Origin of the sequence: Micromonospora sp. NPDC049891 (genome assembly GCF_040660295.1) — a bacterium.
GTDB lineage: Bacteria > Actinomycetota > Actinomycetes > Mycobacteriales > Micromonosporaceae > Micromonospora.
The window spans coordinates 143,998-168,478 of record NZ_JBFAML010000013.1 but is presented as its reverse complement, the minus strand read 5'-3'; the positions used below and the strand labels follow the sequence as shown (position 1 = coordinate 168,478).

The window sequence follows — 24,481 nt, the reverse complement described above, 5'->3', positions numbered from 1 at the left end:
CCTGTCATCCGGCCCTCAGAAGGTCGCCAACCAACTCATGGACGGCTGCGTACGTGTCTGGCGACAGGTCTTCCGGAACCTCTGCCTCCCGGGTGCGTACGAGGTCGTCGAGGAGCGCGCGAAGTTCGGCTGAACGGCCGTCGGCGCGTGCTACTCGCATGGCGTCGATCCAGGGATGGTCATCGAGGCGGGCAGGATCTGCGAGCCAGGCTCGTTCTACGGCCCATCTGGCGCCGGTGGTGTCTCCCACAGCGAGATACAGATCCACGAGTTGGTGGGCGGTATCTACCACAGCGGAGGCGAGGTTGTGCGGTTGGACGTCGCTGCCCGGTAGCCAGGTGTAGGGGTTGCGGTAGCCGGACGAGTAGGGCAGTTCCGCACCGGCGAGCGGTTCGCCTCGGACGAGTTCGAGTGCCTGGCGCAGGTCTGCGATGCCCGCTACTCCCCTGGCTTCGCCGCGGGCGCGGAGGCGACGGAACAGTTGCCAGTCGAGGAGGACGCCTGGAGTGAGGCGGTAGAGCCGGTCCGCCCCGGCGTTAGGGGGCAGCCAGTGGGTGCCCTCAGCGGTCTCCCCGAGCCAGCGGCGTACCTTGCTGACGGCGACGCGGCGGCTTCGCGCGTTGACGCCACGCTCCGGCCAGAGGGCGTCGTCGATTTGTTCGCCGGTTGCTCCTGCTCTGCCGCGTTGCGCTAGGTAGACGACCAGCTCGGAGTAGAAGCGGATTCGCTCGTCAGGCATCTCGCCGGGCGCTTGGACATCGACGGGGCCGAGGATGGCGATGCGCGGGCGGTGCGGGTCCGGTCGATACCAGGCGTCGAGGTCCTCATCGAGGGTTGGATCGTGGGGTTCGCGGGACCGGTTCGAGGCTGCGGGTGCGGTTCGGGAGGTTGCTCCGTTGGTGATCGGTGTGAGAGCTGCGATGTCGACTGGTTGCGTCGCGGTGGTGCCGGCTTGGGTGGGCGCCGGGGTGCTGCGGTCGGGTTCGGGCACGGCCGGTCGCCTTTCTTGTGCGTGTTGGTCTGCTGTTGAGTCCGCGCTGGTCGGGTTCTCGTGTACCGCCCGGTGGTCGGGGTCAGCCGGTTCGTTGTCCTCGACGTCATCCGGTGCGCTGTCGGCGTCGAGGAGGTGCCCGTGTGCGTCGGTGCCCTCGGCCCATGGATCCGGATCGGTCGCGGCTGGAACGGGTTCGTCACCTGGCTGGTCGTCGGTGGGTGCGGCAGCGCGGGCGGCGCGCATGACGGGTGCGAGGCGTGCGAGTTGATCGCGGGGCAGTCGGGTGGCGGCGGTGTTGGTGATGCTGAGCCAGTCGATGGCCAGGCTGCCGTCTGCGCTGACATCGACGTGCCAGGTGGTCGGGGTTTCTGTGACGGCGGCGACCGCGACGGCGCATCTACCGGCCAGGCGGAGTTCGTCCGCGAGGGCGGTGAGTTGTTCTTTGACGTTCGTGGTGTCAGCGATGAGGAGGACGTGCGGCATCCAGGCGTCGGCGACGATGTCGGCGACCCGTCCGGCGAAGGTGGTGGTGATGCCGGTGTCGGTCATTGCCTTGGCGTTGGCTGCGGCGCGGCGTCGGGCGCGCTCGATGGCATTGGCGGTGGAGGTGGCTGCGGTGATCCGGTTGCCGCCGATGGCAAGGAGGTGGTCGACGTCAACGGGGTCGAAGCCCGCGAGTACCACTTCGGCGTCGTCGCTCCACTGGTTGGTGGCCAGTTCGGCTGCAAAGTATCGGATCAAGTCCCTGCTGCGTTCGGGCTCGCCGCTGATTGTGAGTAGGCCGGTGCGTTCGAGGTCGATGAGGAGGTGGTCGCCCACGGGTCGAGATGCCACGGTGACGAGGACCGGCAGGGGCGCCAGGGTGTCGTCCACGTCGGGGAGGGCCGCTGTGGCGGGCAGCATCCAGCTCATCGCGGTGCTGTCGGCCTGGAAGGGTGGGGGTGCTGAGGGGTTGGCTTGGGCCAGCATGAGATGGACGTCGCCGCCGGACAGCCAGGCGGCGGCAAGGTCGGGCAGGTCGACCGGGTCGTAGTCGCGGAGGCCGATAGCCAGGGCGCGAAGCGCGTGGTCGAGCCGGTTGACGTCGACGGGTTGGGCTGCGGCGCGGACTTGTCGTTCGGTGACGGGGTGGGCTGCGGGAATGCGACGCCCGGGGCGCCGGTGCTGACGCTGCCGGCGTCGGCGTTGGGTGAGGCGGATCAGCAGGAGTGCGGCGAGCAGTCCGGCGGTGGCGAGGGCTGCGCTGATGGGTAGTGCGGCATCGAAGTCGCTGTCGTCGTCTGCTGGCTCTTCCTCGGCGGATGCGGTGGGTGTGGTCGACGTCGAATCAGGGGTCACCGTCGGCGCGATGGACGCCTCAGGGGTTGGAACAGAGGTCGGTGGTGGCGGTGTGGCCGGATCGGGTGTGCTCTCCCGACGGGGTATCTCTTCGGCCGTCGGTGGTTTCGGGGGTGTCCGGATTGTGCCGGTGGCGTGGCGGCGGGAGCCTCGGTCGTCGGCATCGGCCGGGAGCCGGAGTCGTTGCCCGGGAACGATGTGGTCCGGGAAGCGAGGGTCGGCCTTCTTCATCTCCGGGTTGAGTTCGGCGATGTCGACGTAGCGGTCGCCGTCGCCGAGGGTTCGTTCGGCGATGTAGTAGAGCCAGTCGCCGCGGGCCACCACGTAGGTTGCTCTGCTGTCGGTCGCGGGCCGGTGGTTGACGGCAGTCTCCGATGTCACGGTCTGCGCGGAGGTGAGCGTGATGCTGTTCTGTCCGTACGCCGTAGCGGCGGGTGGTGCTGCCGGCATCGTGATCGCGTTGGCGCTGGCGACGGTTGGTGCCGCGCCGATGGACAGGGCAGCGGCGACGAGCGCGGCGGCGCGGCGTTGTTGCCAGGCGAGGCCGAGGAGTCTGGGTGGTCGCCAGCGGAAGACGTGGCAGACGATTTCCACGAGCAGCGGTAGGGCGAAGGATGTCCAGCCGATCCAGCCGGCCCAGGCGATCGCGGTCAGGAACAGCCCGCCGTCGTCGCGGGTGGTGAGCAGCTCCCCCAGTTGCGACCAGTTGGGGATGTGGTCGGGCAGGGGGTTGCCGGCCAGGGCGTACAGCGCGTACGGGATGCCGCCGAGCGTGGCCAGGATGCCCAGCTGAGCGCCGAGCCGGTGGAGGATCCCGGCACCGGTACGCCGGGCGGAGGGACTATGTCTGTTCATCGGTCATCCCACCAGCAGTGTTGCGGTGACGGTGGCGTGTGCGGGGATCGTCGTGACGCCCGGCAGGATGTCGACCAGGAGCGGGTCGTACTGCACGGTGACCGTGACGGTGAGCTGCTGACCGTCGTCATCGACGGTCGCCTGCCAGTCGGTGATGCCTGCGGTGGTGAGATAGTCGGACACAGCGTCGATCGCTCTGGTCGTGTCGACCGTCTTCGTTTCGCCGTTGATGGCCTCGGGAAGCCGGATGGCCTGACCGCCTGCCCTCGCCGCTTCGGCGGCGATGTTGTTCGCGCGTTGGGTGATGCGGACGTAGCCGGCACCGTCTCCGGCGAGTCCGATCATGGCGATCAGGCCGGGCATCATGATGGCGTAGAACAGCCCGATGCGGCCGGCGTCACGGTCGGCGGGGCCTGCGAGAAGGCGATGTGTCATCCGGCTCTGCTCCGGAACAGGTCGAGTGGAGAGCTGTAGGTGGCGGTGATCCATCGGGACGTGGGCATGCCGGGCATGGCGCCGGCGGAGAGGTCGACGCGGCATTCGACGGTCACGGTGACGCTTGCTGGTTCGCCGACGTCACGGGTGAACTGTGTGGTGTCCACGTTGACGAGCAGGTTGAGGCAATGGATGTCCTGCGCATCGAGGGTGTCGCGGATGGAGGACTCGGCCCGGCCCTGGGCAGTGCCCGCGTCCCGGGCCAGTGATGCGGCCCGAGCTCCGGAGTAGGTCGCGGCGTCGAGTGCGGCGTTTGCCAGGGCGAGCCGGCCGACGAGCATGGCGAAGCTTGCAACCAACAGCAGGCTGGGGGCGAGGATGGCCAGCTCGATGGTGACCGAGCCGCGGTCTCGGGCCCGCGTCACGAGTCGTTCTCCGTAGTGAAGCGTTGCACGGGGCTGTAGGCGGTTTGGCTGACCTCGAACTGCATGCCCAGCCAGCCGAGAGCCCTGCCCGTGACGGTAACCCGCACCCCGGTCGACTCTGGGGCACCCTGGGCAACCGGGGTGACCGTCACTTCCCAGTCGGTGAGTACGTCGCCCATGCGGGTGAGGTACGCGCTGGCCTGGGTTTGGCCTGCTCCGTCCGGTGCGCCGTAGGCCGCCTCGGCGGCGGCCCCCTGCTGCGCGGCGGCCAGGGCGACCGTGCGGCCGTAGAAGACCAGTGCGATCTGGACGCCGAGGAGGAGCATCACCACGAAGATCGGGAAGAGGATCGCCATCTCGATGTTGGTCGAGCCTCGGTCCGCCACCGGTCCGCTGAATCTTCGGCCCAGGAGCCCTGTCCGAGGTTTCGTCATGGCGTGGCCGGGGCTGCGGCGTCCGGCCAGAGTCCGATCCATCCGAACACGTAGTCGGACGCGGCGGTCAGCAGAGCGACCGCGACGACTGCGGCGATGGCGTAGATGATCGCGGTCGGTACGACCTCGCCTCGGTCGTCGCGGCGCAGCGTGGTGAGCATCCGCAGCACGTGCCCGACCCAAACGGCTTGCCTTGGCGCGTTCATGGCGACCTCCTGGTCTGTTGGTTAGTCGACGGTGGGTGCGTCGAGCAGTCGTGCCGCGAAGGGGTAGAGGGCCAGCAGCATGAGCACAACAAGGAGCAGCGCACCGGGGATCTCCAGTTGGGAGGTGCGAAGCTCGGCCCGGGCCAGCTCGTCGGTGCGGATCTGGGCGCGAAGGGAGGTCGCTCGGGCACGCAGTGTCCGGTAGACCTGGGCACCGGTGACGCCGGCAGCTTGCATGATGTCGCCGAGGTCCCCGAGTTCCGGCACGCCGAGGTCGTTTCCGAGCCGCTTCAACCCGTCCCACGGGGCGGAGACCGAAAGCTCGGCGTGCAGGAGGGTCTGCCGGATGCGCGCGAACACCCAGCCGCTGCCCTTGCTTGCCGCTCGGGTGAGCGACTCCTCGGTGCCTCGCCCGGCGGCCCGCTGCAACGCGACCAGGTCGAGGTATGTGCACACGGCGCGGCGGCATTCGCGCCGGGCGATGACAGCTTTCTGACCGACGTCGCGGTAGACGATGACTATGAGCAGGACGGCAAAGCCGATCACCGCGAATACCGGCAGCCCGGTGCCGAAGGTCCGCCCGATCAGGGCCAGCAGGCCGAGCATGAGCGACGGCACGGCGAGCCCGAGGAGTCCTGCGACGATCAGGCTGGTGACGAACTCCTCCGGTGAACGGCCGAGCAGCCGCAGATCGGTTGCGGGGATGATGTGGTGCAGGCGCGCGGCGAGGCGGCTGATGCTGCTGGGTCTTCCGGTCGGGGTCGCGGAATCGCCGGTTGGTGGTTGGAGCCGGGCGAGGGCCGGGCCGAGTGCCGGACTGGCTGGACGAAACTCGTGGAAGGCCAGGAAGACGGCCAGGCCGAATCCTGCGCCGAGCAGGGCGGTGACGCCGATCCAGGTGGTTGTCATGGCGCGCTCCGGGCGCTGGTGTCTGCCGCGATGAAGCGTTCCTCTGCGGGCGGCAGGCTCAGTGTCCGTGCCCACCAGAGGCAGCCGACGAAGGCGCATGCCAGGACTGCGAGTACGACCTGGCCTCGGGGTTCGGTGTACGGGGCGGTGTACTGGCCACTGGCCAGCCCGTACGCAACCAGCAGGACCGACCCGATGGTCAGGAACCGGATCTGGAACCGTGCTCGGGCCCGCTTGGATGAGATTTCTCGACGCATCGCGACTTCGTCGTTCGCTGCCTCCGCGATGCCGGTCAGCACGTCGGTCAGTCGGGCGCCCCGGTCGCTGAGGTGCAGCGCGAGCGCCACGACGACCTGGTCGCTGACGGGATCGCGGAGGGCATCGGCGAACTCGTAGAGCGCCGCCTCGGTATCCCATCCGGCCTGGATTCGCGCGGCGAGTAGTTGCACCTCGGTGGCGATCGCGGTCGGCGCGGTTTGGGCGGTGTCGACGATGGCTTCCTGGAGCCCGACGCCGGAGTCTTCCACGTCGCGCAGCCGGCGGGTCCAGGCTTCTACCGCCTCGACGCGAGTGATGGCGCGTTGTTCTTCCTGGCCTGCAGACATCAGCCAGGGCACGCCGGGGACGGCGAGGGCGACCAGTGGGGCTGCCACGGGTAGCCCGCTGACGATCCACGCGAGGATCCCCGCGCCGAGCGCGCCGAAGACCCAGGCTTGGTGGCGGCGTTGGGCTTGTCGGGTGGTGCCGGATCCGTACCAGAGCCAGCGTGCCCGCCCTGCCAGACGGGAGGGTGGGCGGTCCGGCTCGGAGCTGCCGGTGAGTGCCGTAATGCCCAGCACCAGGCTGGCGACGAGACCGGCGCCAAGCAGGCCCGCGACAAGGAGGGGATTCATGGTCATACAGCCAGACGTGGTAGCGGCCGGGGCCAGGCGCCCCGGCCGCGGTACGTGGTCAGGACGGTCGGGTCGTAGCCAGCGAGGAGGAGTTGCTGCTTGAGCCGGTCCGGCTGGTGCATCGGTACGGCGCGGCCGTCGGGACCGGGTCCGAAAAGTTGGGTGGTACGTGGTCGGCCGTCCTCCACCAGGCCGCCGACCTCGATCACATGGGACACGAAGCGGTGCTTGCGCCCGCCGATCGCGCTCTCGTCTATCAAGGAGACGTAGACGACCAGGTCGAGCGCGTTGGCGACCTGCAGATAGGCCCGCCGGTCTGATCGCTCGTCGCGGTGGCTGAGGGCAAGCTCCACCACACGATCGAAGACCAGGCCTGGCTCGCGGGCGTGAATTGTGCACAGAGATCCGTTGGTGGTGCCCATCGCCTGGAGCATGGCGACGATCTCTCGGGACCGGACCTCACCGACGATGATGCGGCGGGCGTTGAGCTGCAACCCGATCGGGATCAGATCGTGGAGAGTGATCTCCCCAGCCGGCCGGCCGTCGGGGCCGCGCTCACCGTGGCCCTCGCGCGTCTCCATGGAGACCGCCCAGGGGTGCCGTCCGGTCTTGTGCAGGCCAAGCTCGCGCGCCTCCTCCATGGTGATCATCCACTCGTCGGCCGGGATCTCACTGGCCAGCGCCCGCAGGAGTGAGGTCTTCCCGCTGCCGGGCACCCCCGCAACCATGATGTTGAGGCCCGCCCGCATCGCGGCGCGAAAGAAGTCACGCAGCAGTGGGTCGATCATGGCGCTCTTGTTCGGGTCGGCCTGGTCGAGCGTGACGAGTTCTTCAAGGGTGACCTTGAGAATCTGGTGGCTGCGGATGACCGCGACAGGCCGCTGCGTCACCAGGTACGTCGCGGCGAGGCGCTGGCCGCCGGGTAGCTCCATGCTCAGGGTGGGTTTGTCTTTGGTCAGCGCCCGTTCCGTACCGCCGGCCCGACGGGCCAGAGCTTGCAGCAGCAGGACAAGTTCCTCATCGCTGTCTGCAATTGGCGCGGCGAGGTCGATGCGTCCGTTCGGGCGCTCGACCCGGACGCCGTCGCAGCCGAGGATCGTGATGGTGTCGAAGGGTTCGCGCAGCAGCCGGTCGAGTCGGCCGAGGCCCAGCAGCGCGGCGAGTACGCCGTCGAGCAGCCGCTGTTCGTAGTGTCGGCTCAACGGGGTGCCGTTGACCCGCTGCTGATCGACGTACTCGCTGACCCGTCGCGATGCGACCCGCCGCCCTTCGGCTTCCCGGTCGGCCGGGCTGACGGACTCGCGTCCCGCCAGCAGCCGCGACAGCTCTTCGCTGACCGCGTTCTGCAGTGACCGGACGACGGAGTAGTCGGGCTCGTGTGCCGTGGGCGCGGGGCCCGGTGAGACCGGTACGGCGAGCGCGGCACTACTGCCATTGGTGTGACTGTTGTGCGGCGTCGGCCTGGGGACGCGCCGCGTCGAGGGTGGTCCGTCGGCGGGTACGCGCCACCTTGGCTGCTCAAACGTCGACATGTTCCGCCCCCTGGCTGCCGGGATGGCGGACCTGGCCCCGTCGGCGGGCGATGGCTCCCATAAGGTGCTGCTCGGCCGTGGCAGCCGCGCGGAGCAACGGCCACCTGGTCCGGACAGTGCCGCCGCGCGCAAGCACCTGGGCGGAACGGGCCTCGTCGGGTAGATGGGCGATCACCGGCACCCCGAGGTGCCGCGCCACGACGTGGTCGTCGTAATCCCCGTCGCCGACGACCAGCAGCCCAATCCGACCGTCGCTCGCCGGGCCGGCGCCCGCGAGCAGGTTCTGCACCGCTGCTTGGGCCGGGCGGAGCGATGTCAGCGTCGGCCTGACCACCAGTAGCGCCAGGTCGGCGCGGCTCAGCAGCGGCCACGGGGCGTGCGGGGCGACAAGCCGTCCGCAGTCGGCGATGACGTCGAAGCCCACGCCACGTTCGAGCGAAGCGAAGAAGCCGGCGAGCCCGTGCCAGTTGGGGGCAAGACTGGCCGCCTGCGCGGGCGTCGCGATGCCGGGAAGCAGCAGTCGCCGCGCCATGGGCGGGTCGAGGTCGACCAGTTGCGACCAGAACTGTTCGCCTGCCTGGCCGCGCAACTCGGCCACCACGAGCTGCATAAGACCGTGTCCACCGTCCAGGTCCAGGTGTCGCAGGTAGCCGGATGCAATGTCGCCACCAGCCGGATCGCACTCGGCCAGCACTACGGGACGCGACCAGGTCAGGGCGAAAGCAAGAGCAGCAGTCGTTACCCCCGGCGATCCCTTCGCGCTGGCAAGGGAGATCAGCGCCATGGCTACTCCCCTGCGGTGAGGGTCAGGACCAGCCGTCCCTGCGCGGCGAGCCGGGCGGCAACGGGTCCGTCGTTCTGCCCCACGGCGACCGACACCGTGGCCGCGCCGTCCCGCGTACCCGCGATGACGTGCACCACCATCGCCCGGATCGTAGGAGCCGCAGCAGCCGGCTCGCCCTGGGCCGCTTCCTCGGTGGATACGAGCAGAACGGTCGCGCCCGGTCGCAGGGGCGTCGACGGCATCTGCCCCGCCTTGAGTGACAGCCCGACCACCTGCTCGCCGGGCGCAGGGAACGGCTTGTCGACCAGGGCACCCGGGTGGAGCAGAGTGCCGGACAGCAATGCCACCGCGGTGTACTTGCCGATCATGTCCTGCGCCTGGTCCTGAGGCACACCGGCGATCCCCGGGCTCGGATTGAGATGCACGGTGACCAGGTCAGCGGCGGTGAGCTGGGCACCAACCGGCACGTCCCGAGCAAGCGCCAGGTAAGGCTGAGTACGGCTCACGTACCCGAACAGCGCCACCGCGCCGAGGGCACACACGGCCATCAGGGCCACCGCCACCCCGAGACGACCCCGGCGTACGCTGCGTTCGCGGACCACCCGTCGCTGCGGGATCGCTGCCGTGGGACGACCCGACACGTCACCAGTCGCTGTGGAGGTCACCCGGTCACCACCTGAAGCTCGTCGATGCGGATGGATGTCGTCGCCTCACGGGTCACCGTCTCGCTCCCGGTCACACCGCCACCGGCGACCCACCAGTCGATCTCCCATGTCGTCGTGGCGGTGATCGTGTACCGGCCGCCAGGCTGGGTCCGGCTGGGCAACGCATACCCGTCGAAGCCGCACGTCGTTGATGCCGATGCGCCGTTCTTGGCCTTGCTGTACGGGGTGCCCGGGTTGTCGCAGACGACGGACTGCCCGTTCCCCATGTCCCACCTGATCCGGGTGGCCTGGCCTCTGGCGGTGACGGACATCCCGGGAACTGAGGCGGTCGCCGTGACGGGCCCCCAGGTCTGCGGTGTCACGGCAGTCCAAAGCCAGACCGGCAGGCCCACCAGCCCGGCGCCGTCCGGGTTCGGGCTGATGCCGATCTGGGCACCACGCATTGGCAGCTCGCTGATGGCCCGGGCCGCGAGCTGCGCCGGGCTCAAGCTGCCCGGCGTTCCCGGCGGCGGGTCCTCACGCCACACCAGATCACCGATGGGATCTCCGTAGCACCGCTGCCGATAGACCGATCCGTCACCGGGCTCGCGGCCCTCCCAGGCCGGGTCACCGGCAGGTGGCTGCGGTGATTCGACGATGTAGTAGCAACCGTCGGCCGGATTGAGGTGCCCCCACCCCGCTTGCCAGCACGGGACCGCCTCTCCCTTTGAGGTGCACTCCTGACTTCCACCGCCTTCACCTGCACCGGGTGGGCTGTCGGCACCGCCACCACCAGGGTCTTCGACCTCGACGTAGCAGTCCCCGATCGGCGGGCAGACCCAGTAGTCGGCGCGGGCCGGTGCACCGGCCAAGCCGACAACCAGGAGGAGAGCCGCTCCGGACGCAGCGGCGGCCCGCAGAATTGGCGTCAACATGTAGAACTTCGTTGGGCTGTCGACTCGTACACGTACCACTTCTCGCTGACCCGCTTGACCTTCACCACCACCGGATACCGCTTCGCCTGGGTGGTGGGCGGGGCCTGTCCGCCAACGGCGTTCCAATTCGTCGAGTCGAAGCAGTCCCGGATCACCGCCTCACCTGCATCGAGCTGAAGCTCCGTGACCGTCGGGCGCCAGGTCGGGCGGCCCTCGTTGTGTACGCCGCTGCGTGACATGTTCTGCAGGTTGTTGAGCAGCTGCCCCAGCAGCGGCTCACCCACGAACTTGGCCAGCTCCTTCGTGCGGTAGTCCGCGGTGGCCGACGCCTTGACGTACGCCTCCAGATAGCCGTCGTACACGGCGATAACATCCTGCCGAGCCTGCTCCTCAGCGGAGTCCACGGGAGACGGCATCGCTGCGGACGGGACGGCTGACGGTGTGGCGTCCGGGCCCGAACTCGACGAACCGGAGCAACCCGCAAGCGCGTACGCCAAGCCCAGCGCAAGGACGATTGAGCTGCTCATCTTGGCGATTCGTGTCATCTGGACGCCTTCCTGCATGCACGGCCCGACAGAGCCGAACCAACCGGTGGGAGTGATGCCCTCTCACCAGCTTCGTCGGCGGGTCCGACGGATAGCAGTCCGAGAGCCCTCGTTCCACGACTGAGCCATGAGCCAGTGGGCATCCCTGTCACCTCCCCACCCGGTAGGACGCACCCATTGGTCTTAGCGCAAATGATCGGAAGCCGCTACGCACCGCAATGAGCGCCGCTGCTGCACGAGCACTGCTGTACGCACTCAGCTGTGTGTGCTCTCGGGTGCGTGCGTAACAGACCGCAGCGATGCGCGGTACCGCAGCTCACGCGCGACGGATCTTCACTCTTGGTGGTGTCACGGCAGCTCACGCGAGCGGGCAACAGAGAGGACCTTGCCTCTTGTACCGCCCCCGCCTCGCAGTCACACTGTGCTCATCGCGCCTCGGCCTCCGATGACGCCGAATGCCGCTGGTACCCGCTGGGAGACAGATAGGGATGTCCGAAAAACGCAGCGAACTACAGTCCGTGGTCGACTTCTTCGCCGTCCCATTGATTGCCGACGTACTCTTTGCCGTCCGAGATGGGCGATCTCCCCGGAGTTTCCCCGCAATGTGCAGCCAAAGTGGTGCCGTCGAGGCAGCCATCGCGGCCTTGATGGAGGCAGGCGTTGTCACCAAGCTGGCCGAGCCCGACCACGATGGAGAGCCCCTGCTCACGCTCACCGGCAAAGGCGTCAAGGTCTGCGACTTGGTGCGTCAGGTAATCGACTTCACGGCACCCGCCCATGCCACCGAGCACCTAGCCCTCAGCTGACCCTACTTCGATCCGCTTTGTCCGAAGATGCCCCCGGCAAGATTCGACTCTCCGCTCATTTCCCTTGACACCGGGTACACCACCAGCGGCACACTGTTGCCTTGCTGTCGGGTAACCGACATCGAACGACTCCAGCGGCGGGGCATCGGGGGGCGGGGTGAAGTTCGGAGAGCTTCTGGAGATTCGGGACATTATCCAGCATCGGTATGTCATTGGTGCCTTGGTGTGCCTGGGCGAAGGCCGACCCCTGCGGTACAGCGAGCTGGGCAGCGCCATCACCGGATGGACCGGCAGTCGCATCGGAGACGGCGAGATCACCCGGACCGTGACCCGCCTACTGGAGAGCGGACTCGCCCAAGAGACGTTTGTCGATGGCCACCGGACGTTGACCTTGACCCGGGCGGGGCAGTGCCGGCTGGAGATGATCCGGGCCCTGGGACGTACGTTGCGCAACTTCGAACGGGACGACGATGGCGAGCCCGAGGAAGTGCCCTCCTGACCACCAGCCGGAGGTCTGGTACCGGCGTACAGGTCCGAGCACAGAAGCAGGTACGGCCGCAAGTGCACACCGCGCCGACCTAGACCTGCGCACGGCGGCTGGACCTCGGCTTAGCGACAATCCAACTCGGTGACGTTGCGTGACGGGATGTTGCTGAGCTCAGCCGTTCTCCCAGCGCACAGATCCGGTGAGAGTGCTGTCGACGACCCGCCCGGCGATCGTTCCCTGCGGCGTCCCGGCTTGCCACTCACGTGCCCGTTGGTGCTAAAGATGATCATGTCGAACGTTCGGGGATGACTCGGCTCGTCGACCTGTGACGATTACTGTACGGTTCTCCACCGGACCAGGCCGTTTGACAGGTTGTACGTGGCCTGGGCCGAGACCGCTGCCGGCTGTATCTCACCAAGATCGGCGACGTGGATGGGCGGGCACCAGACCGCGGGACAAGGCTGGTCTGTCGTTACCGTCTTATCTGTTGGAGGGTCCCGGTGACTCGCAGGCGGTAGTTGACCATGGGTACGCTGACTAAGAATTCCTCGGCGATATCCTCGGCGCTCATTCCCCGCCGCACGTGTGTCAGGAGAAGTTGCCTCGGGAGAAGAAGGCATCCAGCAAGCCAGTTCGCCTCTTGCTCCTCCTCCGGGTCGCATCCGAAAAATGTCATTTCGCCGACGACATGAACGTTCTGCACCTGATGTTTAAGCAGAATGTGCCCGAGTTCATGGGCGATGTCGCTGCTTCTGCGCGCCGAGCTGGACAGGGGATTCCACACAATAATGCGGCGGTCGCTTATCTCGAAGGTGCACGCCGAGAACGCGCCGGGCTGCATTCGCTCAATCGTGGCGAGTCTATCGACGTCGATTAGGTCCCCGGCTGACCTGACCTCGACCCCGAGCGACGCGCATGCTCGATCGAGGGGAAGGGCAGCGGTCGCAGCGACGCCGACGTCCTGACGAATCCTGGCGCTGATTCTTTCGGCTTCTGCTTTGAATCCTCGGCGCACCTCTACGAGCTCTCCTGTGTGAGGCGATCGTGCATGTCACGCAGCGCCGCTGCGAGCAGGGAACCGGCCTCAGGGAGGAACGTCTGGCCTGATCTCAGGTGCACGGCGATAGGTGGGGTAGGCGTTGCCAGCTTCTCGTAGAGATCTTGCACCAGCCGCACAATTGTGCTCGCGTGTTCAGGCTTGAGCCGGTTGTCGGCGTAGAGGTGTCTGGCGATCAATGCCGTCGTGGGAGCGTCGACTGCGGGCTGGACCGGATTTTCAGGGGCATCGAGCCAGGAGAGGATGCGCTCGTAGTTCGTGAGGTCGGGAAGATGGCCACGCTCGACCCGGGAGAGAGTGTTGAACGATACTCCGATCTCGTCCGCCAGGTCGCGCAATGCAAGCCGACGACGACGCCTTTGCGCCCTGAGCAACTCCCCTAGAGCCGGCTGGCTCAGGGTCGGCTGACCCAGGTTCATCGTCACTTCACCCCTTGCCTCTAGCGATCAGAGTACCTGTCGCTTCCGGCGCCGCCACCCCGGCCGACAGCGACGAGCGAATCTACGCACGGAAGGGATGCAGGATCTGGGCCTGCGAAGCCTGGTCGAGACGGTCAGGGCCGTCACCGAACCAGAGGCCCGTCGCAAGCCACAGCTCGTAATAGACCAGCCATTCACACGACCAGGGCAGGAAGGTTGCGGTGAACAACATGTGAGGTTGCCAGTCGCCGAACTGCGATACGCACAGGCTACCGTCATCATATACGTGGGGTAGGCGGCCGGCGCCGTCGGGTTGCAGGGCGGGTGCCGTCACGGTGACCTTTGGCGGCCGGGCGGGCCGGGCAGTCAGATGGAGTTCGTAAGTCTGGCTCTGGAGCAAAGGGCGCACCCGCCCACGCCAGATCAGCTGGCGAGGGGTGAGCGAAGTCCTGCCGTCCGGCACGACGCTTCTCAGCGCCAGCGCCTGCATCGACAGGCTCAAATCAGCGCGTCGGCCCGCCACCGAACCTGTGGCCCTTCACTGAGTAGCTACCGGCCGCAACTCCACCGGTAGCGGCAGACAGCGTCCCCCGATTTCCTACGTAGAGTTGGCCCCGCTGCCGGGCGCCGAACAGCGACTGCCCTAATGAGGCACTCGCGGCCGTCGCGAACCGGCTGCCGAACGCACTTTCCAGCAAGGGCAGGGTGCGCTCCAAGCCTTTCGACATCCCGAAACTGCGGAAAGTTCGCTCGGCCTCCTCTACCCACTCGAAAAAGTACTCGGCCCGCTCGGGCTCAGACGCCCAGGAGTCGGTGAAGTTCTCACCGTCCTGCACGGGGTTCGGCAGCGTCCACCTGCCCTGGACTCGCGTGAGATGCCTGGCCATCTCAGCCGGCAGGTTTCGCAGCACCTCGTACAGGTCTCCGGAACCTGTGTAGGCGTGCGCGGCGAGGGTCGTTATGACGATGGAGGAGGGTCGCTCGTCCAGGCGGTCGGAGAAGTAGATGTCGCGGTGGCGTTTGAGTGCCTGCACTACACGCTGCAAAACCGTGCGCACCTGCCACTCCGGGACGTCCTCGACTTCGAGGCGTTTGGCCTCCACGGCCCGTTCGTGGAGGAGTTGGGCGTGCATGCGACCGCGGAACCAGTCGGCGTAGCCGCCCGGATTGGACGGGAGCCAGCGCGATACCTCGCGGTCGGTAATCCAGATATTGCTTCCACCGGCATCGTCGTTCGGTATCGCGGGCAGGATGTCCAGGTGCATGCCGGGCCAACTGAGCGTCCAGCATCGCGAGCACTGTGACAGCTCGGGGCCGCCACTGCAGGCGCTCCGCGCATATTTACGGGCGGCGATTCCCACGTCGGCCTTAAGTTCGGCTTGGCCTACCGAGGCCTTGGCTACATCCTTCAGCGCGACGCAGTCGATGTCGATGTCGTCGCTGCGGTGGACGTTGCGGACCACGGTTCCCAAGGCAAACGAACCCTGCGGCGAGATCGAGTTGTCGCCCCGGGTGGCGATCCAGTGCTCGTCGAGGGCCTCGCCGAGTTGGGTGTAGCGCGACACGACCCGCTCACGCTCGGTCGCCGTGATGTCCAGGGCGCGCAGTCCGTCGTGGATGAGAGTATCGAGGCTGCCCGCCACACGGTGGGCCACTGTCGTCGTCACCGCCGTAGCGTACCACTTCTGATACAAGTGTATCTCGGCGTTCCACGGCTCTGTCGCTCCTCCCTGGAGGGTTCTATGGCAGCAGGTCCGCACGATGCACGAGCGGCAATCGTCGGCGAGTTGGAGCAGTTACTGAATGACGTGCGATGGACCGAAAAGGGTCATTTCGCCAGCGCAAGTGTCCTAAGAGGTCTGCGATTGACCCTCGGTGTCATTGCGACTGCGGCCGCCTCGGTCGCCGCAGCCACCATCTTTACGGACAAACCAGGCGTCGCTGGGGTCTTCGCGCTTGTCAGCGCCCTCTTCTCGGGGCTGCTCACCTTCCTCAAACCCGAAGAAGCGGCCAGCCGGCACCTGAACACGGGACGCCGACTCAACGCCCTGGTCGTCGACATCCGCCAGACCCTTACCATCGACGCACCGGCCGAGGAGATCAAAGAACTGCGAGCGCGGGTCGCTCAGGTCGCATGCACCAAAGCGGAGATCGACGAATCAGCTCCTCATATCCCTAACCTCAGCATCAGATGGGCCGGCAGGCGGATCACGCGAGGCGATTTCTCGTTCGAGCGACCCGGCCACCGACAAGCGAGATGACCGCCAACGGTCTCGCTCGGGATGAGGTCGTAGCGCTGCGCCCAGTCGGCAGCAGCCGCGACGTGGTGTCGAGCTTGACGCTGGCGACGCGTCCAGGCAGGAAAGGCTGAGGTGCGGTCGACCGTAGATCAGGCACTTCTTCGGCCCGCAGGAATCCCTACGCACGCATCCTGATCTGGCTCGATCCGAGCGCCCAGCCGTTCCTGATGGCACCGATCCGTCAACGCCCATGCGCACTGCCCGTGGTATTCGCCGGTGGAGCCGGAGTTGCCAGTGCCCGGCTGATATCGGCCATCGGCGCGGGCCGCAATGCTGCGTGGCCGGCCCGCGCCAGGGCTGCCGGCCCTGAGTGTCCCTGTATCGCCGAGTCCGTCCGCCCAGATCCCGAGCGAGCGACTGTGCCCGACTCTCCATCGGCGGAGGCCCCTGCCTTGGATCGCACAATACGGCGGTAGTGATCCCAGGTGCCGCCTCGGTCCGGGTGGCCTTCCGGGCAGTGCACCTCGGCGTCGTCGAGCCGCGCCAGGGCGAGGTCGAAGTCGCCGCGCCTCATCGCTTCGGTGGCAGCCGCGAATGCTTTCCGTCCGGCCCTGCGATTGATGTCGTGGATGCGCGCGTCGCCGAGGCGTTCGCCCTTCAGCACCTGGGGGTTGGCCTGTGCGTAGTCGGCCATCCACTTGCGCTCCTGCTCCGTCGCGCGCACTGTTTCGGCGGCACACCGCAGCCCGTCGCCTGGGTTCTGCTCGTCTCCGGAGACGTACTGTTCGAGCGCGAGTACCAGTTGGCGCTGCCGTACCCGGGTTTGCCGGTCCGTGAGAGCGACGTCGTGGGGCGTCTGCTGCTGAGGTTCTTCGCGACGATCCGGAGCCTCGGGGCTCGGGGTCGGCGGGGACGGAATCTCGTTGGTGGAGTGGGTCAGCACGTAATCGCGGCCCGCGTGCCACTCGGCGAGGGAGAGCACACCGCAGGCGCGTGCCTCATCGAGGCAATCCAGTGCGCTGGTCAGGTCGCCTGCGGCGTGGGCGGCCTCAGCCTGCTGGAACGCCTCTTCACCCCGCCGTTGCCGGACCTGGTCCCACTGCGCCGGTGTGCGGTACGGAAGTTCGAGGACCTCGGGGTGGTCGGCGATGTAGGTCTTGATCCACTCGAATTCGGTTGGGGTAGCGCCGACCATCTCGGCGATGTAGCGGTGCGCTGATCCGGTGCTCCGGTGGTATCCGGCGGCGTGCTCCTCGATTTTCAGTGCGATCTGGCGATGACGGATCTGCTGCTCCCGCTGATCGAGGTCATCGCTGCTTGCAGGTTCTGCCTGGTCGGGACCCGGCGTACCCGCACCGCGCTCGGGCTCTGCGGTGTGGTCGGGATCGACATGCGGCTCATCGTCGTCCGGTATGCCGGCGGGCTGGGTTGCCTCCGGTTCCGCCTCAGCCCGAGCGGCGATGGCCTGAACACCGGCCGCGGACCGAACTGCGGCGTGGACTGCTTCGGTGGCGGCTTCCTGCAACGCGGCTTGGTCCTGCTCGTCGCCGAAGTAGGCCCACCGGAGGAGGTCGATGCGCTCCTCGAAGGCGTCCATGAAGGTCTCGGCGAGCATGTTGGCGAACGGGTGCGCGAAGTTGTCCAGGGAGTTGGCCAGCGCCCACATCTGCGTCTGGGGATCGTTGGCCAGACTGGTCAGCACGTCGGAGAGCCAGGTGATGTCGTCTGCGCTCGCGCGTGTCCCGCGGCCGGCAGCCCAGGCATCAAGGTTGACCGGTGCCGTCACGGCGACGGTGGCAGCTGGCGGTGTACCCGCGGACTCTGCCGACGGTTCAGGTGTCTCGGCGAGTTGCTGCGCCCGGTCCGGCGGCGGCTCGGCACGGCGAGGTTCAGGTTCAGCGGGGGGTGGGGCGGCTTCTGTCGGCGGGTCGGTGGTGTCCTTGTGTGCCCCGGGCCAGTCTGCGGGCTGGTCGATCGGGGTGAGAACGCATCGGCCGAGTTCAGTCTGCCGGTGGCCGTCCGTGGTGTCGTGGCCCTTGATCTTGCCGTTGACGTGGACGTATGTGCCGTCGCGGAAGGCGTTGAGGTTGGGTGCCCGCCACGTCCACAGGCTTCCGGACGCGTCGGCGAGGTAGAGCGTGGTGGCGGCGGACTGGCCGCCACCACGTCGGTGTCGGTTGTAGCTGCGAGCGGCGAGGACACGGGCGTCGAAGCTGACCTTGTCGCCCTTCTGGCCCTGCCAGGTGGACGTTGCCGTGGTGTGGCGGATGGCTTGGTCTTGCAGGTGCCGCTGGTAGCTGGAGACGGCGGAGACCAGGGTGGCGAAGTGGCGTGGGCCGACTGTGTCTTCCGTGGCGGCGAGCCGGAGTTGGTAGGCGTAGTCGCTCACGTCGCGTTCGGATAGCGCGATTGCGTACTCGCGTGTCGCCACGGCGTAGGCGCGGGTTTCGTCGGTGACCGCGGCCTCTAGTTCCTGCCGCAGCCCGGTGGCGTCGTACCCGTCGCCGTTGATGGCGGTGTCGACGATGGCGGCGGTCGGGACGAGCTTGCCGTCGCTGGCGTCGGCGTCCCGGCGGGACACCCAGCCGTAGGTCTGGATGGCGGCGGCGGTGAGGGTGAGGACCTGCATCGTGTCGTTGCCGTCGGGGTGTCCGGGACGGCCGGTGCGGATGATGGTCGGGTCGACGTGCTTCGGTGCCGCTGTGGCCTCGGCGGAGGCAGCCGGCGTCGTTGACGACTGGGACTTGCTCGCGTCGGCGATCTGCGCGTTCACCTCCTCCAGCCGGAGGAGGGCGGTGCGCAGCGCGTCGGCGTGTTTGAAGGGCGCCTCCAGACCGCTCGTGATCCGGTCGAAGTCCTGTTCCTTGGCCGTGAGGTCGCGTTGCAGTTGCCCGACGATGGCGTCGAGTCCACGTAGCCGGTTTTCCAACCGGTTGACCAGGTCTGCGTTGTCCAGTTCGGCGGGCGAGAGAGCGAACTCGGCTCGGGGCAGGTCGGGCAGGCTGACGTACAGCAGGCGCCGGTTCTGGGCCTCGATCCACCGATGTTCGGCGACGACGTGGAATCCACCGATGGTGGCGACCTCCTGCTCGTCGCGCGGGGGCGGGGCGGTGAGCGCCTTGAGCGCGTCGCGTAGGAGGAGGTTGCCTTGCTTGCGCTCTCCGGTGCTCTGGCCGAGCACGGTGATGCGAAACTTGTCTCCGCCCGTGTCGATGCGACGGGCGCGAGCTGCGGTGGCTTCCTCGATCTCGGTCCGCAGGATGGTGATGTCCTGTTCACGTTCGCGCCGGACCCAGGCCATCCGATCGCGTTCCCGGTGGTGCGAGCGCTCCATCCGCTCCAATTTCGTCACCTCGGCTTGCAGTGCTGCCTGGTCGAGCAGCAGGGGGTTGCCGGTCGCCAGCGCTTTCACTTCGTTGTATGACAGTGCGGCGTCGCCGATGTCCTCGATTTCGCGGACGTCGAGCCGGCCGCGCATGAGTTGCGCGATGAACTCGGCCTTTCTCGCCACCGTCTGCCACATGAACCCATCGAAGGAGCCTTCGGTGACGTATCGGACGATCTCGACTTCAGCGTTTTGGTTGCCCTGTCGGAGGATCCTGCCTTCTCTTTGCTGGAGGTCCGCTGGCCGCCACGGGCAGTCCAGGTGGTGTAGGGCGACCGCGCGCTGCTGCACGTTCGTACCGACGCCCATTTTCTCGGTGCTGCCGATCAGGACACTGATGCGTCCGTCGCGGGCGGCGGCGAACAGGGCCGCTTTCTCCGCGTCGTTGCCGGCCTCATGCATGAACCGGATCTGCCCGCGGGGCACGCCACGAGCAGCGAGCTGCTCTCGCAGCTCGTCATAGGCGTTCCAGCCGGCCGCCGGTACGCCGAGGTCGCTGAAGACGATCTGGAGCGAACCGGGTCGCGGGTGCGGCTGGCCGTCGTTGTCGCTGAAGATGTCATCGCGGTGCTCGGCGTAAATCCGGGCGATGGTCTCCGCCGCGGCGGCCAGTTTGCTCGGCGCTTCGGGGTCTATGCCGCGGATGGCGAGCAGCGCGGACTGGACTTCCTCGCTGAACGGCCCGGACCACAGCAGCCCAGGCGGAGCGACGACTGGACCTGGCCATGCCGTCGCCGCCGCCCGTTGCCCGTCGTGGCCGGCGACTACTCCTGGTGGAGGCTGCTCGCTCCAGAGGCTGGCGAGTTCGCCCGCGAGCCGCTGGCGGATCGCCGGGTCCGCGAGGCGGTCGTAGGTGTCCATCAGCTCGGCGAGCTGGTCCGCGGTCACGGGATGTCCGGCGTCTGCCTCCAGGTGTGCGAAGGCGAGGGCCTGTCTGAGGGTGTGTGGCAGGCTTCCGCTCCAGACCACGCGGCCGGTGGCGTCCTCAACGCGGTTGGGCCAGATAACGCTCCTTCCGGCTTGTCCGAGCGGTGGCTCGGTCGCCCAGTGGTCGATCAGGTGCTCGGCCACCCGCTGCCGGACGTCGGGGGCACCGAGCCCGTCGTAGTTGGTCAGCGCGTCAAGGACCTGGCTGCTCGAAAGCGGGCCGGCGCTCCAATCGTGGCTGTCGGAGAGGTGCAGCAGGGCCTGTTCCGTGGCGTGGTCGAACTGCCCCGACCACAGCGTCTCGCCCTCGTCCTGCCACACCTCGCCGGGCCATGCGGCAGTAGTGGGGTCCAATGGGTTGGGCCGTTGCCGGGACCACAGGGCGGCGAGGTTCGCCGCCACGGCGGTGGCGGCTTGCTCGTCTTCGAGGACCTCGAAGCGGCGCAGGACGTCGGCGATCTCGTCCGCTGTGGGCGGCACCAACCTCAGGTCCATCGCGGCGGAGCGGCCGTTGTGGGTGATCTTCAGCAGGTTGTCGTCGGTGGGGTCGACGTCGCCGCGCCGGACCTTGTCGGCCCGGTCGACCAGGGCGGTGAGGTAGTCGCTCAGCCCGTCGCTGGCGGGTATGACGACCGTGCGGGGCAGCCGCTGGCCGCCCTCGCGCTGTGTGAGCGCTGGTACGGGCAGGGCTAGGTCTTCGGCCGTCTTGACGTCTGCGACCTGATGCAGCAACCGCAGCAGCTCGGGCACGTTGTAGAACCTGGCGAAGCGGCTGTTCATGCGTAGGCCGCCGCCTTCGGGGACGACTTCGATTCCCTCGACCGTCTCGCCGAATGTCGCCGCCCACGCGTCGAACTCGTCGATGTTCAGTGAACGCATGAGATGCGGGGCGAGGTACATAAGCATGGTGTGAACCTCGCCGAGCGAGTTCGCCACCGGGGTCGCGGTCGCGATGGTGCCCACCCGGTCGTGGGTCTCGCGCAGCCACCGCAGCTTCATGTCCAGGTCGGTGGACCGGTTGGATCCGGGGATGCCCATGCCCGGGATTCGGCTCGGCCGCTCCAGGTTCTTGAACAGGTGGCCTTCGTCGACGAACAGGTAGTCGACGCCCATCATCTCGAACGTCAGGCCGGGGTCCTTCTTCGTGGTGAGCTTCTTCTTGATCCGTTCCTCGGCCCGACTGATGGCCCCTTCGAGTTGCTTGACGAGCCGCTTCTGACCGGCGGCGTCCGCCGACGCCAGCCGCCGCTCAAGCTTCTCGATCTTCGACTTCAGGTACGTGCGCTGGTACTCCGGCGACATGGCCACCTGCTCGAACGCGCGGTGGGTCATGATGACCGCGTCCCACGCCCCGGTCGTCACCCTGGCCTGGAACAGCCGGCGACGGTCCGCGGTCAGGTCCGCGCTGCTGGCGGAAAGTAGCCGTGCCTGGGGGTACAGCTGGAGGAACTCCCTGCTGAATTGCTCCAGCATGTGATTCGGGACGATGATCATCGGCTTGCGCACCAGACCGAGGCGACGCAACTCCATCGCCCCCATGACCATCTCCGCGGTCTTGCCGGCACCGACCTCGTGCCAGAGTCCGACCGACGGCTCATTGACGATCCGAGCCACGGCGCTGTACTGGTGCGGGTGTGGTTTGAAGGTGAGAGCCAGGCCCGGCAGGGTCAACTTTGCCCCGTCGTAGGAGCGCAGGACGAGCGAGTTGAATCGCTCGTTGTAGATGGCCAGGTGGGCGTTGGCGCGCTGCGGCTCTCCCCACAGCCAGTCGCTGAACCGTTCGTTGATTTCGGTCGCTTTGGTTTGGGCCGCGAGTGTGGCGTCGGCGTTCAACCGGCGCTTTTCCGTGACGGGATCGACGTCGTAGACGCGCACAGGCCGCTGCTTCAGCAGGTCCTCGGCGATGTCGACGGCGGATCTCCGCTCGGTGCCCCACGTGCTTGTGGCGAGGGTCGTAGCGCGCCGCTTCGAGGTGACCGTCCAGTCGGCTCCGCCGACGCCGTGTTCGACGGCGAGGGTGGGGTCATCCAGGAGTTCTTGCAGGAACTGCTGCACCGTCTCACCGCTGACCCAACTCGCGCCCAGCCGTACGCGAATCTCCTCCGGCGTGAGGTCGACGGGCTTCACAGCGGTCAGGGCCTCGACGTTGGGCGCGTACTGCTCGTCCTGCTCGGCCGCGGCGCGGGCCTGGTCCAGTTTGACCCGCACGTTGCCGGACAGATACTCCGCCGCCGGGACGAGCCGGTCGGTGCCGGGCTCGTCGAAGACCAGGGTGCCCAGTTGCTGACGGGCCTCGTCCTGGTCTACACCGAGCAGCCACGCCACCCGCTCCAGCGTGATCTGGCCGTACACGTCCTGGCAGACGGCGAGGGCGTCCTCGGGCGTCTCCGCGCCGAGCTTCGGTGCGCGAGGAGCGATCGCCCGGGTGGTGAAGATGTCGGACTTGTAGGCGACCTGTGATGCCTCGTCGAAGCGCTCCAGGGCGTAGACGAGGTTGGAGAACGGATCGGCACGGAATCCGCCCTGCGCGGGGGCGACCCGCCGCAAGATCGGTTCGCCGGTTTCCTCGTCTACCTTGCCCGTCTCGTAGGTGTTGTAGCGGTTGATCGGCCCGAACCGGGAAACGTAGCTGTCGTAGCGGCGGCCGAGCTGGGCACGCAGATGGTCGATTTCCTCGGTGTCGTCGAGCGTCGCCGCCTCGGCCTCCAGCAGCCGCATGGCGAGGTTGCGCAGTCGCAGCAGCTCTCGCAGTTCGTCGCCTTGCGTCTTCGGCGGCGCATACGGCTCGGCCTGGCCGTTGATCATCCGGGTGAACGTGCCGTCGTTGCGCAGCGTCAGGTAGCCATCGGGCTGCTGCTCCGCCGCGGCGACGAACGCGATCGGCTGCGACTGCGTGGCCTGCCGGGCGGGGCTGTAGGTGAGCGCCTGGGCTTGCGCCTCCGCCACGATCTCCTGCAATGCAGCGCGCAGGGCTGGGGCGCAGTCGCGGTCACCGACGACGGCCAGTTCGTCTCCGCTGTAGAGGCCGCCGGTGCCGAGCCGGCCGAGCACCCGCCCGGGGCGGTTGAGGAAGTAGGCGTTGACGCGTACCTCATCCTCGCCCAAGGTGATCCGCCGGGTGGTTTCCCACTCCCGGGTGGCGGTGGCGGGGCGGCCCTCCTCACGACGGCGCAGGATCAGTACATCCATGACGGCGTCGGTGCCAGCAGCTCTCGCCATGGCCTTAGAGGGCAGCCGAACGGCACCGATCAGGTCGGCGAGTCCGGTGATCTCCCGGCGGGCCGCGGGGTTCGCCCGGTCCATGCTGAAGTGCGAGGTGAGCACCGCCATGAGCCCGCCTGGCCGCAGCAGGTGAAGGCTTTTGATCATGAAGTGGTCGTGAATGCTATGGCCGCCAGGGTTGTGCCGGCGGTCCGTCAATGCGACCTTGCCAAAGGGAAGGTTTCCGATGACGAGATCGAAGGCGCCCGTAGGAAGGCGGGTGTCAGCGAAGCTCTCATTGAGGATCCGGGCGTCCGGGTAGAGGGCCGCAGAGATGGCTGCGGTGACCGGGTCCAGCTCGACACCGACCATCTGCGCATGCTCCGGCGCAAAGGCGATGAAGTTGCCGCTGCCGGATCCCGGTTCGAGTACGTCGCCACCGGTGAAGCCGAGCTGCTGCACGGCGTCCCACACGACTTGGACGACGGAGGCGTCGGTGTAGTGCGCGTTGAGCGTCGTCCGTCGCGCGGCACGCCACTCGGTCTCGTCGAGCAATTCGGCAAGCTGCTCCCGCACCCACACGTAGGTGCTGTCGTCGCGGTCCGGGTCGAAGACGGCGGGGACGGCACCCCATCCGGACCAGCGGGCGAGTACCTGTTGCTCGTCGTCGGTGGCGGGCCGCTGGTCGGCTTGCAGCGTGCGCAGCACCCGCAGCGCGGCGATGTTCGCCTTGATTCGGGCGGCCTCCCCGGAGGGGGCAAGGTCCGCCTGATCCGCAGGCCGGAACCTCGGTCCGCTCGGTGCCGCCTCGGCGTCGTGCGCCTCGAAGCCGGAGGAGCGGGCGGAAGGAACGGGATCGTTCTCCGGCTCGATTGGGGGTACGGGCGGCGCGGGGTGTGGCAGGTCCGCCAGTTCGCCAAGCAGGTCGGTGGCCGCGGTCGGGATGTTCGTCGGCCGCTGGGCGGGTTGGACGATGTCTGGTGCGGTGGAGTCGGGTGAAGCCGTCGCCACCGGAGGCGGTAACGCAGCC

Annotated in this window: 20 protein-coding genes; 3 read left to right on the top strand and 17 right to left on the bottom strand. The window is 67.7% G+C overall.

What is annotated here, in order from left to right:
• Window positions 1–4 precede the first annotated feature (4 nt).
• From AB0I71_RS18765 to AB0I71_RS18710, 12 genes are all read right to left on the bottom strand, one after another.
• The gene (locus AB0I71_RS18765) at window positions 5–3,187 is read right to left on the bottom strand and encodes a peptidoglycan-binding protein (protein ID WP_357586195.1); all 3,183 of its coding nucleotides are present in this window, start codon (window positions 3,185–3,187) and stop codon (window positions 5–7) included.
• 3 nt (window positions 3,188–3,190) lie between these two features.
• On the bottom strand, window positions 3,191–3,550 hold the full coding sequence (locus AB0I71_RS18760; RefSeq protein ID WP_357586193.1) for a hypothetical protein: 360 nt from the start codon (window positions 3,548–3,550) through the stop codon (window positions 3,191–3,193).
• 68 nt (window positions 3,551–3,618) lie between these two features.
• A complete protein-coding gene (locus tag AB0I71_RS18755; protein ID WP_357586191.1) occupies window positions 3,619–4,047 on the bottom strand; it encodes a TadE/TadG family type IV pilus assembly protein in 429 nt (142 codons plus the stop codon).
• Window positions 4,044–4,481 carry a TadE family protein gene (locus AB0I71_RS18750; RefSeq protein WP_357586189.1) on the bottom strand — a complete coding sequence of 146 codons (438 nt, stop codon included), beginning with the start codon at window positions 4,479–4,481 and terminating at the stop codon, window positions 4,044–4,046. The genes AB0I71_RS18755 and AB0I71_RS18750 overlap by 4 nt, the downstream gene beginning before the upstream one ends.
• Entirely contained in the window at window positions 4,478–4,687 is a 210-nt protein-coding gene (locus AB0I71_RS18745; RefSeq protein ID WP_357586187.1) for a hypothetical protein, read from the bottom strand. The genes AB0I71_RS18750 and AB0I71_RS18745 overlap by 4 nt, the downstream gene beginning before the upstream one ends.
• A 21-nt stretch (window positions 4,688–4,708) precedes the next feature.
• Window positions 4,709–5,596: a type II secretion system F family protein gene (locus AB0I71_RS18740; protein ID WP_357586185.1), complete on the bottom strand. Its 888-nt coding sequence runs from the start codon at window positions 5,594–5,596 to the stop codon at window positions 4,709–4,711.
• Complete coding sequence (locus AB0I71_RS18735) at window positions 5,593–6,489, bottom strand: type II secretion system F family protein (protein ID WP_357586183.1); 897 nt, start codon at window positions 6,487–6,489, stop codon at window positions 5,593–5,595. The genes AB0I71_RS18740 and AB0I71_RS18735 overlap by 4 nt, the downstream gene beginning before the upstream one ends.
• A 2-nt stretch (window positions 6,490–6,491) precedes the next feature.
• Window positions 6,492–8,021 carry a CpaF/VirB11 family protein gene (locus tag AB0I71_RS18730; protein ID WP_357586181.1) on the bottom strand — a complete coding sequence of 510 codons (1,530 nt, stop codon included), beginning with the start codon at window positions 8,019–8,021 and terminating at the stop codon, window positions 6,492–6,494.
• Entirely contained in the window at window positions 8,008–8,805 is a 798-nt protein-coding gene (locus AB0I71_RS18725; protein ID WP_357586179.1) for a ParA family protein, read from the bottom strand. The genes AB0I71_RS18730 and AB0I71_RS18725 overlap by 14 nt, the downstream gene beginning before the upstream one ends.
• A gap of 2 nt (window positions 8,806–8,807) precedes the next feature.
• A complete protein-coding gene (locus tag AB0I71_RS18720; protein WP_357586177.1) occupies window positions 8,808–9,470 on the bottom strand; it encodes an SAF domain-containing protein in 663 nt (220 codons plus the stop codon).
• Window positions 9,467–10,384: a hypothetical protein gene (locus AB0I71_RS18715; RefSeq protein ID WP_357586175.1), complete on the bottom strand. Its 918-nt coding sequence runs from the start codon at window positions 10,382–10,384 to the stop codon at window positions 9,467–9,469. The genes AB0I71_RS18720 and AB0I71_RS18715 overlap by 4 nt, the downstream gene beginning before the upstream one ends.
• Window positions 10,378–10,800: a hypothetical protein gene (locus AB0I71_RS18710; RefSeq protein ID WP_357586173.1), complete on the bottom strand. Its 423-nt coding sequence runs from the start codon at window positions 10,798–10,800 to the stop codon at window positions 10,378–10,380. Before AB0I71_RS18710 ends, AB0I71_RS18715 begins: the two co-directional genes overlap by 7 nt.
• Before the next feature lie 617 nt (window positions 10,801–11,417).
• Between AB0I71_RS18710 and AB0I71_RS18705 the strand changes: the two genes are divergently transcribed.
• Both AB0I71_RS18705 and AB0I71_RS18700 read left to right on the top strand, forming a co-directional pair.
• Window positions 11,418–11,735, top strand: coding sequence for a hypothetical protein (locus AB0I71_RS18705; RefSeq protein ID WP_357586171.1), 318 nt, complete (start codon window positions 11,418–11,420; stop codon window positions 11,733–11,735).
• Between the two features lie 157 nt (window positions 11,736–11,892).
• Window positions 11,893–12,234 (top strand): hypothetical protein, encoded by a 342-nt coding sequence (locus AB0I71_RS18700; protein WP_357586169.1) that lies wholly within the window; start codon window positions 11,893–11,895, stop codon window positions 12,232–12,234.
• Window positions 12,235–12,694: 460 nt separating this feature from the next.
• On the opposite strand, the gene AB0I71_RS18695 is transcribed toward AB0I71_RS18700, so the two are convergent.
• From AB0I71_RS18695 to AB0I71_RS18680, 4 genes are all read right to left on the bottom strand, one after another.
• Window positions 12,695–13,063: an ImmA/IrrE family metallo-endopeptidase gene (locus AB0I71_RS18695; protein ID WP_357586167.1), complete on the bottom strand. Its 369-nt coding sequence runs from the start codon at window positions 13,061–13,063 to the stop codon at window positions 12,695–12,697.
• A 176-nt stretch (window positions 13,064–13,239) separates the two neighbouring features.
• A complete protein-coding gene (locus AB0I71_RS18690; protein ID WP_357586227.1) occupies window positions 13,240–13,698 on the bottom strand; it encodes a helix-turn-helix domain-containing protein in 459 nt (152 codons plus the stop codon).
• Between the two features lie 82 nt (window positions 13,699–13,780).
• Window positions 13,781–14,188, bottom strand: a complete 408-nt coding sequence (locus AB0I71_RS18685; RefSeq protein ID WP_357586165.1) for a hypothetical protein — start codon at window positions 14,186–14,188, stop codon at window positions 13,781–13,783.
• A 13-nt stretch (window positions 14,189–14,201) separates the two neighbouring features.
• A complete protein-coding gene (locus AB0I71_RS18680; RefSeq protein ID WP_357586163.1) occupies window positions 14,202–15,365 on the bottom strand; it encodes a nucleotidyltransferase in 1,164 nt (387 codons plus the stop codon).
• Window positions 15,366–15,440: 75 nt separating this feature from the next.
• Here AB0I71_RS18680 and AB0I71_RS18675 point away from each other — a divergent pair, with 75 nt between their 5' ends.
• Window positions 15,441–15,959, top strand: coding sequence for an SLATT domain-containing protein (locus AB0I71_RS18675; protein ID WP_357586161.1), 519 nt, complete (start codon window positions 15,441–15,443; stop codon window positions 15,957–15,959).
• 220 nt (window positions 15,960–16,179) lie between these two features.
• Here AB0I71_RS18675 and AB0I71_RS18670 read toward each other — a convergent pair whose 3' ends face one another.
• Window positions 16,180–24,462, bottom strand: a complete 8,283-nt coding sequence (locus tag AB0I71_RS18670; RefSeq protein WP_357586159.1) for an SNF2-related protein — start codon at window positions 24,460–24,462, stop codon at window positions 16,180–16,182.
• Window positions 24,463–24,481: the final 19 nt, after the last annotated feature.

Coding starts and splice junctions, on each gene's coding strand:
- AB0I71_RS18675 (WP_357586161.1), top strand. CDS start 15,441: ATGGCAGCAGGTCCGCACGATGCACGAGCGGCAATCGTCGGCGAGTTG.
- AB0I71_RS18695 (WP_357586167.1), bottom strand. CDS start 13,063: ATGCAGCCCGGCGCGTTCTCGGCGTGCACCTTCGAGATAAGCGACCGC.
- AB0I71_RS18745 (WP_357586187.1), bottom strand. CDS start 4,687: ATGAACGCGCCAAGGCAAGCCGTTTGGGTCGGGCACGTGCTGCGGATG.
- AB0I71_RS18690 (WP_357586227.1), bottom strand. CDS start 13,698: ATGAACCTGGGTCAGCCGACCCTGAGCCAGCCGGCTCTAGGGGAGTTG.
- AB0I71_RS18765 (WP_357586195.1), bottom strand. CDS start 3,187: ATGAACAGACATAGTCCCTCCGCCCGGCGTACCGGTGCCGGGATCCTC.
- AB0I71_RS18730 (WP_357586181.1), bottom strand. CDS start 8,021: ATGTCGACGTTTGAGCAGCCAAGGTGGCGCGTACCCGCCGACGGACCA.
- AB0I71_RS18725 (WP_357586179.1), bottom strand. CDS start 8,805: ATGGCGCTGATCTCCCTTGCCAGCGCGAAGGGATCGCCGGGGGTAACG.
- AB0I71_RS18750 (WP_357586189.1), bottom strand. CDS start 4,481: ATGACGAAACCTCGGACAGGGCTCCTGGGCCGAAGATTCAGCGGACCG.
- AB0I71_RS18685 (WP_357586165.1), bottom strand. CDS start 14,188: ATGCAGGCGCTGGCGCTGAGAAGCGTCGTGCCGGACGGCAGGACTTCG.
- AB0I71_RS18735 (WP_357586183.1), bottom strand. CDS start 6,489: ATGAATCCCCTCCTTGTCGCGGGCCTGCTTGGCGCCGGTCTCGTCGCC.
- AB0I71_RS18705 (WP_357586171.1), top strand. CDS start 11,418: ATGTCCGAAAAACGCAGCGAACTACAGTCCGTGGTCGACTTCTTCGCC.
- AB0I71_RS18760 (WP_357586193.1), bottom strand. CDS start 3,550: ATGCCCGGCCTGATCGCCATGATCGGACTCGCCGGAGACGGTGCCGGC.
- AB0I71_RS18715 (WP_357586175.1), bottom strand. CDS start 10,384: ATGTTGACGCCAATTCTGCGGGCCGCCGCTGCGTCCGGAGCGGCTCTC.
- AB0I71_RS18740 (WP_357586185.1), bottom strand. CDS start 5,596: ATGACAACCACCTGGATCGGCGTCACCGCCCTGCTCGGCGCAGGATTC.
- AB0I71_RS18710 (WP_357586173.1), bottom strand. CDS start 10,800: ATGCCGTCTCCCGTGGACTCCGCTGAGGAGCAGGCTCGGCAGGATGTT.